Genomic DNA, 13,095 nt, shown 5'->3' with positions numbered 1-13,095 from the left:
TCAGGAGACGCGGAACGTGGCGTCCTGGCGGTCACTGGCGCTGGAGCTCGAACTGAGGGGGTCGATGCGCAGCACGTAGTTGGTGTGGCGCAGATAGCGGTCCGGGAAGTTGTAGGACCGGAACGACGACCAGGTGGAGTCGGCCAGACCGGGAACCCGCTGGAAGGTCGCGTCGCCGCGGAAGGTCGCGGTGCCGTCGTTGGCGTCCAGCCGGATCGCGTAGTCGCGGTGCCGCAGGTAGCGCCCGGGAGAGTTGACCGACTCGAACGACACGCCCGCCGAATCGGCGAGGCCGGCGACCATGCGCCACAGCTGGTCCTGGTGGGGGTCGAACGGGTAGGCGTCGATCCGACCCACGTCGCCGGCGTGCCGCACGTAGTAGTCGGGGAAGTTGTACGACTTCAGCCGGACCCAGGCCGGTAGGCCCCAGCGGGACACGAGCCCGTCGTACTCGGCCGAGGTGATGCCGACGATCGAGCCGTGCTTGGCGTTCAGCGGTGGCGTGTAGTCGCGTTGGTTCAGCGGCGTCCAGGAGTTGCCCGCCACGTTGGAGGTGGACCAGGCGTAGTAGTCGTTGTTGACCGGGCTGAACGAGTCGCCCCACAACCGCCAGCCGCTGCCGGTGTTGTTCTTGATCAGCAGGGGCGCTTCGATGGCGTTGCCCTGCCGCAGGCCGCTGGTGTAGTTGGTGTAGCTGTTCGGCGCTCCGCTCGACGACCGGGCGCCGTAGATGAGGCCGTTGGACAGGTTCTTGTAGTACATGTAGTACGCCGAGCCGTCGGCCACGATGTCGGCGTCCAGCACCGGGTAGCCGGGGCTGAAGTAGACCTGGTTGGCGCTCACCGTCCGGAAGTCCGAGGTGTAGTTGACCATGAAAACATCGGCGCCGTTGTTCGCGGAGTAGACGATGGCGTACTGGTTGCGCGACGGCACCCAGAAGGCGGTCGGTGCCCAGGTGTGGGTAGCCAGGCCGTGCATGCGGATTCGGCGGTAGCCGGTGAAACTGCGCAGGTCGACTGAGTCCCAGACGTGCAGGTATTGGTTGTTCTGGTTGAAGATGCGCCCGCGCAGGTCGGTGGCCAGCACGACGAAGGTGCCGTCCTGCTTGCGCAGGATGAACGGGTCGCGCAGTCCGAGCGTGCCGGCGGTCGGGGTCGCCACGGGGTTGTTCTGGTTCAGTGGGCGCCAGTTCAGGCCGTCGGTGCTGACCGCCAGGTGCAGTGCGTAGCTGTCGCCGCTCTCGTTCGGCGTCTCTTTGAAATAGCCGAACACGTACGCGCTGTTGGCCGCCAGGGCGGCTGATGGCGTCGCCAGCGCGGCCGCTCCGCCGCCGACGGCGGTCAGCGTGCTCAACGCGGCAAGGCGGGTGAAGTCTCTTCGGGACAGTGGCACAGCGGTCTACCTCTCTGGGGCTTCGGTGGCCGGCTCGAGCGGGGATCTCAGCGTTCGCCGGCGCCACGGGCACCGCGTCGACGAAGCATTTCGAAGATGTTGAGATTGTGTTACGTCATAGTGTTAACGTTCACATCGATACATGTCAATACCAATGCTGCATGTACCTCTTGCAGTATCTGAAGACAGTCGAGCTCGGCAGTTAGCGTTAACAGTTTCGGTCTGGCATGCACAGCCGAATGGCAGTCCACGACACGGGCGGAAGCGTCGCGCGCAGCACTCCGTCAACCACCTCGGCGTCGTCCGCCGGCCGTGCGACCACCCGGTCCGGGTAGTCCGACGTGTTCACCGCCAGCAGGTCGTCGTCGGCGAGCGTCCAGGATTCCGCCACCCGCAAGGCGGCGCCGAAGCTCGTCACCGCAACGGCCAGTGTCACCGCCTGCGACTGATGCCGGTTGACCACGAAGACGGTCACGTCACCGGTGTCCGCGTCATGGGTGGCGACCGCGTCGAGTGCCGGCACCGCGCCGTAACGCGCGGTGTCGTACGTCGGGCAGCGTGGCTCCACCCGCAGCACCTCCCCCCGGGCCAGGCGGGAGGTGATGGCAAAGGGGTAGAAAATGGTCTGCCGCCAGGCCGCGCCGCCGGGTTCGGTGCGGATGGGTGCGATGACGTTGACGAGCTGGGCCTGACAGGCAACGGTCACCCGGTCGCTGTGCCGCAGTAGCGAGATCAACAGGCTGCCGACCACCACGGCGTCCGCGACGCTGTAGCAGTCCTCGATGACACGCGGCGCCACCTGCCACTCGGTGGATGCGCCGTCCTGTTGGGCCTGGAACTCCCGCAGGTACCAGACGTTCCACTCGTCGAAGGAGATGTTCAGGCGCTTGGTGCTCTTGAGCCGGGCACCGACGCTGTCAGCGGTGGAGACCACGCTGTGCACGAAGTGGTCCATGTCCACCGATGAGGCCAGGAAGCTGGCCATGTCGCCGTCGACCGGCTCGTAGTAGGCGTGCGCCGAGATGTAGTCCACCGCGTCGTACGCCATCTCCAGCACCTCCGCCTCCCAGGCGACGAAGGTCGGCATCGACGAGCTGGAACTGCCACAGACGACCAGTTCCAGCTCCGCTTCGGCCGAGCGCAGGGCGCGTGCCGTCTGCACGGCCAGCCGGCCGTACTCCCGGGCGGTTGTGTGTCCCGTCTGCCAGGGCCCGTCCATCTCATTGCCGAGACAGAACATCCGCACCCCGTACGGCTTCTCGGCGCCGTTGGCCCGGCGCAGCTCGGCCAGGCGGGTGCGGTCGGGGTGGTTCAGGTACTCGTGGACATCGAGCGCCTCCTGCACGCCGCGGGTGCCCAGGTTGAGCGCGTACATCACCTCGACGCCCGCCTTGCCCGCCCAGCGCAGGAACTCGTCGATCCCAACCTCGTTGGTCTCCAGGCTGTGCCAGGCCAGGTCGCGGCGCACCGGCCGGCCCTCGACCGGTCCGATGCCGTCCTCCCACCGGTACCCGGAGACGAAGTTGCCCCCGGGATAGCGCACGAGGGAGACCCCGAGTTCACGGACCAGGGCCAACACGTCCCCACGGAAGCCGTCGGCGTCAGCGGTCGGATGTCCTGGCTCGTAGATGCCGGTGTAGACACACCGGCCCATGTGCTCGACGAAGGATCCGAAGGTCCGCCGGGACACCGGCGCGACGACGAAGGACGGGTCGAGGTTGATCGAGGCGGCAAACACGGATCTCCCCGAGCTAGAGAGCGTCATTTGAGGCTGCCGACGGCCAGCCCGCCCTGCCAGTACCTCTGGAGAGTGAGGAAGGCGATGACCAGCGGGATGATCGACACCAGCGAACCCACGATGATCAGATTCCAGAGCGACTGGCCGCCGCCGTTGTTGGAGCTGGCCAGTTGTGACCACAGCCCGATCCCCACGGTCAGGGGATAGAGCTTGGAGCTGGAGAGCATGGTCAGCGGCAGGAAGTAGTTGTTCCAGGTGCCGACCACCGAGAGCAGCAGCACGGTGACGACGCCGGGGCGCATCAGCGGCAGCGACACCCGCAGGAACGTGCGCAGCTCGCCAGCGCCGTCGATGCGCGCCGCGTCCAGCAGCTCGTCCGGCACCGAGACGGCCGCGAAGACCCGCATGAGGTAGACCGCGAAGGGACTGAGCAGCGATGGCAGGATCACCGCCCAGATCGTGTCGGTGAGCCCGACGTTGCTCATCATGACGAAGGTCGGGATGACCAGCGCGGTGAGCGGCACCATGACCGAGCCCAGGACGAGCGCGAAAACGGCGCTGCGGCCACGGAAGTCGAACTTGGCGAAGCCGTAGCCGGCCAGGACCGACACGATCGTGCAGCCGACGCCGCCGGCGAACGCGTACAGCACCGAGTTGCCCAGCCAGCGCAGATACTCACCGTTGTTGAAGGTGAACAGGTCGCCCAGGTTGTCGAACAGGTGGAAACCCGAGAACCACAGGGCACCAGAGCCGGAGAACAGGCCCGGGGCGTCCTTGGTGCTGGCCACCACGAGCCACCAGACGGGCACGAGGAAGTAACACACCATCGCCAGCAGCAGCAGTTTCGCCCAGACGTGGCGGGGCCGGCGCCGCACGTCGCTCACGTGAAGATACTCCCCTTCTTGCGCGTGATGATCATGAAGATGGCGACCGCCACGAAGACCACGAAGCCCAGCGCGAAGGAGATCGCCGAGGCGTAGTTGAACTGGGCATAGCGGAACGCCAGATTGAACGCGTAGATGTTCGGGGTGAAGTCCGGGGTGATGGTTCCGTTGGCGATCGGGCCGAGGATCTGCGGCTCGGTGAAGAATTGCAGGGTGCCGATCAGCGAGAAGATCAGGATGAGGGTCAACGCCGAGGTCACCAGCGGCACCTTGATCCGGAACGCGATCTGGCGGGCGTTCGCGCCATCGATCCGGGCCGCCTCGTAGACCGATGAGTCGATACTGCGCAACGCCGCATAGATGATGATCATGTAGTAGCCGGCCCACTGCCAGGTGACGACGTTGAGCAGGCCGTAGAAGATGTTGCCCTGGCTGAGCAGGAACGGCGCCCGCACGTCGAACGCCGAGGCGATCTGCTCGATCGGACCGAAGCTGGGACTGTAAAGGAAGCCCCACATCAGCGCGCCGAGGACCGCGGGGATCGCGTACGGCAGGAAGATGACCAGCCGGGAGAAGCGCGCCAGGCGGCCGGTCACCTCGTCCAGTACCAGGGCCGCGACCAGCGCCACGATCATCTGCAGCGGGATGACCACGAGGCTGAACCGTAGGACGAACCAAAGACCCTTGCGGAACGACGGGTCGCCGAACGCGCGGGTGTAGTTGTCGAGCCCAGCGAACGTCGTGCCCGTCGCCAGCCCTTTGGTGTACAGGCTCAGGTAGCCCGCGTACGCCAACGGACCGATCAGGAAGACCACGAACACGACGAGGAACGGGAGGATGAACAGCCAGCCCAGGGCGCCACGCCGGGAGGACCGGCGGCGAATCCTTGGAGTGCCGCGCGGATCGGTTGCGGCGGCGCGGGGTGCGCTCGACCTGGTGTCGGTGATGCCGGCCACGCAGCGTCTCCCTTCCTGTCCGAGATGGGGGCCCGGGCGGTCGACGGGCACGGCGACCGCCCGGGGCGGATCAACGTACGGTGAAGCCCTGGGTCTTGGCGTACTTGACGATGTCGTTGTGCAGGTCGGTGGCGGCCTGCGCACCTGTCGTCTGACCCGCGTTGAGCTTCACGATCTGGGCCTGGAGCTGGGCGTAGTAGTAGACGGTGAACGGGCTGTAGACGGCACCCCGGTAGGCGTTCGCGGCCGGGATGTAGACGTCCTTGTTGGCGGTCTGGCCGTTGAAGAACTCGCTCTTGGCGTCGACGAACTCCTTGGAGGTCAGAACGCCGGTGTTGAGCGGGAAGATGGTTTGCGTCTTCCAGCCGTCGGTCAGTGACGGCTCGTCGGCGTACAGAGCCATCGCGACCTTGGCCGCGGCTGCCTTGTCACTCGCCTGGCTGGTGACCGCGAAGGTGGAGCCGCCCCAGTTCACCTCGACCGGGTTGGCCGGGTCCCACTGTGGCAGCGGAGCCACGGCCCAGGTGCCCTTCTCCTTGCCGCCACCGACGCCCGCACCGGTCAGGTAGCCAGGTGCCCACGCGGCCGAGACATAGGTGGCGTACTTGCCGCCGACCATGCCGGAGATGTAGTCAGTGGTGAACTGGTCCTCCTTGCCGACCAGACCGTTCTTGGCCAGGTCACCCCAGAAGGTGAGGACATCCTTGGTGGCCTGGTCGTCCAGCTTGATGGTGATGTTCTGCTTGTCGGACAGGTTGTAGGTGAACGGCTGAGCGCCCTTCTGCATCATCAGCGCGGTGGTCACGGCCGGCACGTTGCTGCCGAAGTCGCCGAAGACGGGGCCACCTGCCGCCTTCACCTTGGCCGCCGCCTCGGCGTACTCGGGCCAGGTCTTCGGCGGGACCGTGACGCCGTACTTCGCGAAGACGTCGGTGCGGTAGATCAGGGCCATCGGACCGCCGTCGACCGGGATGGCATAGACGGCCGCACCCTGCGAGACGTCCTTCCAGGCGCCCTCGCTGAAGTTCTTCTTCACCTCGCCGGCGCCGAACGGCGCGAGGTCGACAAGCGCGTCCTGGATCTCGAAGCCGACCAGTTGGTCGGATTCGAGCATCACGACGTCGGGGGCGCCCTTCTTCGCCGCGATAGCGGTCTGGAACTTTTCGTACTGCGGCTGCCCCTGGCCGGCATTGGTCCAGCAGACCTGTACGTCCGTGTGGGCGTTGTTGAAGTTGTCGACGACCTTTGCCATGTTCGGGTACCAGGCCCAGACCGAGACACGGTTCGCGTCCTCGTGAACGATCTTGTTGGTGCAGTTGGTGGGCTTCGCGCGGGGCGTGTCAGCACCGTCGTCACCGCCACTGCAGGCGGACAGGCCGACGACGACCGCTACTGCGGCGACGACTGCGGGCAGGTGTTTGCTGGTGCGCATTACGGCGAGCCTCCTGAAGGGACTTCGAACACCCGGATCGCGCTCCGGCCGCGCTCTCGGGCAGGACGACATGGCCGTACGTGGGGTACGGCTCAAGGCTGCGACGAGGCGCTAATCGGGAAGTTTGTTGGCAGAAGCGAGGTAACGGCGCATCGATGATGATGTGTCATGTAGGTTACATTGCAGCGCTGCAAAGGACTATGCACCGGGGCTCCGGCTCTGGCAAGAGGCAACATGACGGAAATACGATCGTCACTGCGGGAGACCCTTCACCCGCCCAGCGGGGAGGCGCCCATGGGGGAGAGCACACTGCGGGACGTCGCCGAACTGGCCGGCGTCTCACCCCGCACGGTGTCCAACGTGGTCAATGGGTATGCGCGGGTCACCGACGCGACCAGGGACAAGGTCGAGCGCGCCATCGCCGTACTCGGCTACCGACCGAACGTCCTCGCCCGCAACCTGGCCACCGGCCGGTCCGGGCAGATCGTCGTCGTGGTGCCGTACCTTGACACCCCGTACTTCGCGGAACTACTCCAAGCGATCATCCCCGCAGCCCGCAAGGCCGGCTACAACGTGCTGATCGACCAGACCGACGGCGACCGCGACCACGAAGCCGAACTGATCGGACGGGGGCCACGGCGCTTCCTGTTCGACGGCATGATCATCAGCCCGCTGGGCCTGTCCCAGGCGGACCTCTCGCTCCGCGATCCGGCCCTACCCCTGGTGGTCCTCGGCGAACGCCCTTCCGACGGCACCTTCGATCACGTCGGCATCGACGATGTGGCCGCCTCCACCGAAGCCGTCCGCCACCTCATCAGCATCGGACGGCGCCGGATTGCGGCGATCGGCGACCAGCCCTACCCCACCGGCGAGGCCGCCCAGCTACGCACCAGAGGCTTCCGGGCCGCCCACGCGGCCGCGGGTCTGCCGGTCGACGAATCCTTGATCATCAGCACCACCCGCTTCAACCGGGTCGACGGCGCCACCGCCATGACCGCCCTACTGGACCGGCCAGACCCGCCGGACGGGGTGTTCTGCTACAGCGACCTGGTCGCCTCCGGTGCCATCCACACCGCACTCCAGCGCGGGCTGCGCGTCCCCGAGGACATCGCCGTGATCGGCTATGACGACATCGAGGACGGACGGTATGGGCGACCCACGATCAGCACCATCTCGCCCGACAAGAAGGCCATCGCCCAACTCGCCGTCGCCCGGCTCATGATGCGGATCGGCAGCACCGAGCCGGTGCCCGGCGTCGAACTCCGCGCAGCCCACCGGCTCATCCCCCGGCAGAGCACGCTAACCGACGTCACCCCTACCTCCTGATCCGCAGCACGATCAGGTCGCTGCGGTGGTCAGCGCCGATCGGTTCCCAGGCGGTGGGGCGGATGCCGACGGCCATGAGTGTGCTGCCCTGCCAGCGCGAATTGGCGGCCAGCCGTCCGGGTACGCCGTCGGTATCGCCTCCAACGGCCACCTCGTAGACCGCGTCCGGATCCAGGGCGGTCAGCCGCAACCACCGGGGGCCACTCTTGGCGTTTCCATGCGGGTTGTAGACGAGCACCACGACCTGGTCGTCGAGCACGTACTGCAGAGCGGATCGTTCGGCGCCGGGCCGTCCGCCGAGCCGGTACTGCCGGCCGTGTTGGATGGTGCGGCGTACCGCCTTGTACTGCTCGACCAGCGCGCCGGCCTCGTCCAGCTCGGCGGCGGACCATCGAGTCAGGTCCACCCCGATACCGAGTACGCCGGCCATGGCGACGTGGAAGCGGTAGCGCAACGGCGTGGACCGACCGACGTTCCCGTTCGGTGATTCGGTGACCCACGCGGACATCACGTTGGCCGGGTAGAGCTGGGAGACGCCGTGCTGCGCGGTCTGCCGGTCGACGGGATCGGTGTTGTCCGACGGCCATACCTGGTCGATGTGGTGCAGGATGCCAAGGTCGAGCCTGCCGCCCCCACCGGCGCACGACTCGATCCGCAATCCCGGATGACAGGCGCGCAGATGGGCCATGACCTGGTAGACGTTCCGGGTGTGTCCGATCCAGACACGGTCGTGCCCTTGGCGCTGGTCGGGCCAGCCCGCCTGGGTGAACGGCCGGTTCATGTCCCACTTGAGGTAGTCGAGGCGTAGGTCGGTGACGAGCCGGTCGAGCCATTCCAGGGCCCAGTCACGCACGTCGGTACGGGCGAAGTTGAGCACGAGTTGGTGGCGTTTGCGGTCGCGGCGGCGGTTCTCGAGGTGCAGCGTCCAGTCCGGATGCGCCCGGTAGAGGTCGCTGTCCGGGCTGACGCCCTCGGGTTCCACCCACAGCCCGGCCTTCATGCCCAGCGCGCGGACGCCGTCGAACAGGCTCCGCAGCCCGTTGGGAAACCGTTCCCGGTGCGGCCACCAGTCCCCGAGCGAGCTGTGCTCGTCGTCGCGCCGGCCGAACCATCCGTCGTCGACGACGAACAACTCGACACCAAGGTCGGCCGCAGACCGGGCGAGCGAGAGCTGTTCCGGTTCGGTGACCGTGAAGCCGGTCGCTTCCCACGAGTTGTAGAGCACCGGGCGGTCCTCGTCGCCGGCGGGCAGGACGTGCCGGCGTATGTGGTCGTGCCAGCCGCGGCTGGTGCCGCCGAACCCGTTGGCGCTGTACAGCCCGAGGATCGGCGGGGAGACGAGCTCGGCCCCGGCCGGCAGCGACCACCGCACCCCGTCGTGACCGAATCCGGCGGTCACCGCGGTCCCGCCCTCCGGCCGGCGGGTCGTGGTCATCCGCCAACTGCCGCTCCAGGCCAGGGCGACACTCCAGACCTCACCGTGCTCCTCGCCGGCGCCGCCGGCATCGATCATGATCCAGGGATTGGCGTGATGGCCGGTGATGCCCTGCCGGCTGGTGAAGGTCAACTCGCCCACCGGCAGCCGGCCCTGCTGGAGTTGGCTCTCCTCGGCCCAGGCCCCGGACGCCGCCCGGTACCGGTAGTCCTCGGCGTCCGGGATGAACCAGTTGCCGGAGTCCAGGCGGCTGACCTCCACGGCCGCGTCGCCGCCGGCACGGTGCCGTACGGTCACCCACCGTGCGATGGTGTCCGAGTCGGCGTACACCCGAGCATGCAGCACCACGTCGATCGGGAAGATGCGGTCCTCCAGGGCGATGTCGAGCTGCTCCGCCTCACCCTCGGAGACCATGCTGGCACTGACGAATCGCAGTTCCAGCGACCGCACCTGGTCCACCGCGACCTGGAGGGTCGGTAGGCCCCACCGCAGGCCGCCGTCGACCGGCAGCAGTTCCTCGATCTCTCCCGGGCGGGAGAAGCTGGTCACGTGCCGTCCAGCGCCCGACGGACTGCCGGGCCCGGCCACCATGGCGGCGGCTTCCCGGGCAGCCTGCGGCGGTAGGATCGGTCCCCAGTACTTCTGCAGCACCAGCGCATCGCCGGTCGCATGGTCGAGCTCGACGGCGACCACGTAGGTGCAGTCGCGGGTGTTGAGCGCCCACAACCGGCCGAGCTGATCGAGGGACACCAGCGACACTACGTCCTCCGTGAACTAAATCCGGCAGAACACCTGCGGACCAGCGAGCAGGCCGCGCTCATTCCTTGACATCATCAACAAATGTGTCCAAGATGTCCAGGTGTTGTCCGATGCGCATTTGACCGAGGGCATGCGATCGGTTTTCGTGGAGTTGCTGGTGCACGGGCCACTGTCCCGGGCAGAGGCCGCACGCCGGCTGGACCTGTCGCCGTCCGCCGTGACAAAGCTGACCAAACCGTTGCTGCAGAACGGCTACCTGCTCCACCAGCCGCTCGGCGATCACAGTTCGATGGGTCGTCCCTCCCAGCCGCTGGCGGTCGATCCGGCCCGTGCGGCGTTGATCGGGGTCAAGCTGACCGAAGACGAGCTGTTCGCGGTCCGCACCGACCTTCGCGCCGAGATCCAGCGTGAGCTACGCCGCCCGCTGATCAGCCATGACGTCGACGACGTGGTGGCCGGTATCGGCGAGGCCGTGCGTGAGCTGACCGGATCGGGGCAGCCGCCCGCAGCCGTCGGGATAAGCCTGGCGGGCACGGCCTCCGGAGGAGACCCGGTCGTGCCCACCTCTCCGTTTCTCGGCTGGCGGAACGTTCCCCTGGGCGACCTCGTCGCGGCGGCCACGGGCCTGCCGGCAGTGGTGGAAAACGACGTACGGGCGTTGACCGCCGCCCAGCAGTGGTTCGGCGCCGGTGTGGGTCGCGACTCGTTCGCGCTGATCACGGTAGGTGCCGGTCTCGGTTGTGGACTGGTGATCGGCGACCGCCTCGTCAGTGGCGCCGGCCGGGGTACCGGCCTGGTCGGCCACCTGTCGATCCATGACAACGGTCCGCTCTGCGAGATGGGCCACCGCGGCTGCGCCCGGGCGTACGCCAGCTCGGCGGCGATCCGCCGCGCCGTCGCGACCACCCTCGACCGTTCGGACCTGACCTTCGAGGCGTGCCTGGCCCTGGCGCGGCAAGGCCAGCCGGTGGCCCGACGCATCTTCGAGGAAGCCGGCCACGCCCTCGGGCAGGTGGTCGCCACGGTTGCCAACATCACCGGCGTGCAGCTGGTCATCCTGTCCGGCGAGGCGGTGGCGATGTACGACGTGTGCGCCGAGGCGTTCGACGCGGCGCTCACCGCCCACACCCACTGGACCTCGACGCCCGTCGACGTAGTGGTCAAGCCCTTCACCTTCAGCGAATGGGCCCGCGGCGCCGCCGTCATCGCCCTCCAGCACCGCATCCTGGCCCGCTGACCACCGCCTTCCCCGCATCCAGGGCGTGACCTGGCCAACGTTTGTTGATGCAGTCAACCAAAGCCGTCACTCTTCGGGCGTTTGCTACACCTCAATGCATCGACATACTTGACAGCGTGCACGAACTAAGAACATGATTCCGGCATGTTAACGACGGCCTCGCCGTCGCAGCCCGGCGAACGGAGCCGGGGCACCGCGACGGCTCGCTGGCGCCGGAACGACCCACCTCCCGCGCTGGTCTTCACACTTCCGGCCACAAACGGGTTCGCCGCGACCTACCCGCGGTCGGCGATCCGCAGGTGCCATGTCAGCCATACGGACCGCTTGCCGCCCGCCGTGACAGCGTTGTCAACGCCGGTGTCGGCACGGTCGACCCGGCCAACGACAGGATGAACAGCCTCCTCCGGTAACTCGTAGCGAGTTACCCGCACCTATCTGCACTGCTGCACGGGCTGGACCACCGGGCGCGTCTGGCTCTTTGGTTTGCGACGTCACAACCCGATGAGTCGGACGGGATGGACGCCCCCGAAACCCACGAGGAGAACGTCATGAGATGGAGAATCATGCTCGCCACGGCCCTGGTGGCCGCGAGCGGTGGCGCGGTGCTGCTGGGTGCGGGCACCGCCTCGGCCGCAGTCGGCAGCCCGCTGGTCAGTGCCGCGTCAGGGCGCTGCCTCGACGTGTCGGGCAACAACCCTGCGGCCGGCACCCCGGTCGCGATCTGGGACTGCAACGGGCAGCAGAATCAGGGCTGGGTCTTCACCATCCAGGGTGAACTGCGCACCTTCAACGAAACCAGATGCCTGGACCTGCCCAGCGCCACAGCCGGCACCCCCCTTGCCATCCAGAACTGCACCGGACAGACCAACCAGAGGTTCCGGTTGAACACCAACGGCAGCATCACGGCCACCCAGTCCGGCCTGTGCCTCGATGTCGAAGGCAACAACCTGGCCAACGGCACCCGGGTCGTGGCCTGGAGTTGCAACGACCAGGCCAACCAGCGCTGGACCCAGTCCGGCGGGCCAACCACCCCGCCGCCCACCTGCACCGTCGCCCCGGTCGACCCGCAGGCCACCACCCAGGCTCGCAAACTGCTGTGCTACCTCTACAGCCAGTACGGCAACCACATCCTGTCCGGCCAGCGGGAGACCAACGGCAGCGAGGCCGAGTTCAACCACATCCTGACCAACACCGGTAAGCAGCCGGCGATCCGTGGCCTCGACATGTGTGACCGCCCCGGCGCCGTTGACCGGGCCCTCGCCTGGTGGAACGCCGGCGGCATCCCGTTGATCGGCTGGCATGTCGGCGCACCGGCGACCAGCTCCTGCAACTACGGCGGCACCGCGTCCATCAACGCCACCCTCACGCCGGGCACGGCCGAGAACCGCTCCTATCTCTCCGAGCTCGACGCCGCCGCAGCCCAACTGCAGCGCCTCCAGTCCAACGGCGTCGCCGTCCTGTGGGCGCCTTACCACGAGGCCGGCGGCACCTGGTTCTGGTGGAGCAAGGAAGGCGGCAGCCAGTTCCAGCGTCTGTGGCGGTTCCAGTTCGACTACTTCACCCGGACCAAGGGCATCCACAACCTGGTCTGGCTGCACCCGTACAACGGCGAACCCGACGCCTCGTTCTACCCGGGCAAGCAGTACGTGGACGTCGGCGGTGCCGACACCTACGCCAACGACCACAACCCGTTGACGCCGCTGTTCAACCGCACCCGCGACATCGTCGGCAGCACCGTCCCGATCGCCCTGCACGAGAACGGCCCCATCCCCGATCCCGACCAGCTCCAGTCCACCGGCACCCGATGGGTGCTGTTCAGCACCTGGAACGGCACCTGGCTCACCGAGCGTAACGACGTCACGTTCCTGCGGCGCGTCTACAACCACAACTACGTGGTCACCCGTGACGAGGTCCCCAACCTTCGCTGATCCCCCGC

At 67.4% G+C, this 13,095-nt stretch carries 9 protein-coding genes; 3 read left to right on the top strand and 6 right to left on the bottom strand.

Annotated features, from left to right (window positions below; genetic code table 11):
- The 5 genes from OG598_RS04465 to OG598_RS04445 all read right to left on the bottom strand — a co-directional run bounded on the left by OG598_RS04465 (position 1) and on the right by OG598_RS04445 (position 6,402).
- Entirely contained in the window at positions 1–1,392 is a 1,392-nt protein-coding gene (locus OG598_RS04465; protein WP_328653143.1) for a glycoside hydrolase family 43 protein, read from the bottom strand.
- A 208-nt stretch (positions 1,393–1,600) separates the two neighbouring features.
- Positions 1,601–3,130, bottom strand: a complete 1,530-nt coding sequence (arfA, locus tag OG598_RS04460) for an arabinosylfuranosidase ArfA (protein WP_328653142.1) — start codon at positions 3,128–3,130, stop codon at positions 1,601–1,603.
- Positions 3,131–3,153: 23 nt separating this feature from the next.
- Complete coding sequence (locus tag OG598_RS04455) at positions 3,154–4,014, bottom strand: carbohydrate ABC transporter permease (protein ID WP_328653141.1); 861 nt, start codon at positions 4,012–4,014, stop codon at positions 3,154–3,156.
- The gene (locus OG598_RS04450; RefSeq protein ID WP_328653140.1) at positions 4,011–4,970 is read right to left on the bottom strand and encodes a carbohydrate ABC transporter permease; all 960 of its coding nucleotides are present in this window, start codon (positions 4,968–4,970) and stop codon (positions 4,011–4,013) included. Before OG598_RS04450 ends, OG598_RS04455 begins: the two co-directional genes overlap by 4 nt.
- Positions 4,971–5,040: 70 nt before the next feature.
- Positions 5,041–6,402: an ABC transporter substrate-binding protein gene (locus tag OG598_RS04445; RefSeq protein WP_328653139.1), complete on the bottom strand. Its 1,362-nt coding sequence runs from the start codon at positions 6,400–6,402 to the stop codon at positions 5,041–5,043.
- A gap of 294 nt (positions 6,403–6,696) precedes the next feature.
- Between OG598_RS04445 and OG598_RS04440 the strand changes: the two genes are divergently transcribed.
- Positions 6,697–7,728 carry a LacI family DNA-binding transcriptional regulator gene (locus tag OG598_RS04440; protein ID WP_328653138.1) on the top strand — a complete coding sequence of 344 codons (1,032 nt, stop codon included), beginning with the start codon at positions 6,697–6,699 and terminating at the stop codon, positions 7,726–7,728.
- Here the strand turns inward: OG598_RS04440 and OG598_RS04435 are convergent.
- Positions 7,718–9,922 (bottom strand): alpha-galactosidase, encoded by a 2,205-nt coding sequence (locus tag OG598_RS04435; RefSeq protein ID WP_328653137.1) that lies wholly within the window; start codon positions 9,920–9,922, stop codon positions 7,718–7,720. The genes OG598_RS04440 and OG598_RS04435 overlap by 11 nt on opposite strands.
- 130 nt (positions 9,923–10,052) lie before the next feature.
- On the opposite strand from OG598_RS04435, the gene OG598_RS04430 reads away from it, so the two are divergent.
- Positions 10,053–11,159, top strand: a complete 1,107-nt coding sequence (locus OG598_RS04430) for an ROK family transcriptional regulator (RefSeq protein ID WP_328653136.1) — start codon at positions 10,053–10,055, stop codon at positions 11,157–11,159.
- 548 nt (positions 11,160–11,707) lie between these two features.
- Positions 11,708–13,087 carry a glycosyl hydrolase gene (locus OG598_RS04425; RefSeq protein WP_328653135.1) on the top strand — a complete coding sequence of 460 codons (1,380 nt, stop codon included), beginning with the start codon at positions 11,708–11,710 and terminating at the stop codon, positions 13,085–13,087.
- Positions 13,088–13,095: the final 8 nt, after the last annotated feature.

This window comes from Micromonospora sp. NBC_00330 (assembly GCF_036136635.1).
Lineage (GTDB): Bacteria > Actinomycetota > Actinomycetes > Mycobacteriales > Micromonosporaceae > Micromonospora > Micromonospora salmantinae.
This window is presented reverse-complemented; position numbering and strand designations above follow the sequence as displayed.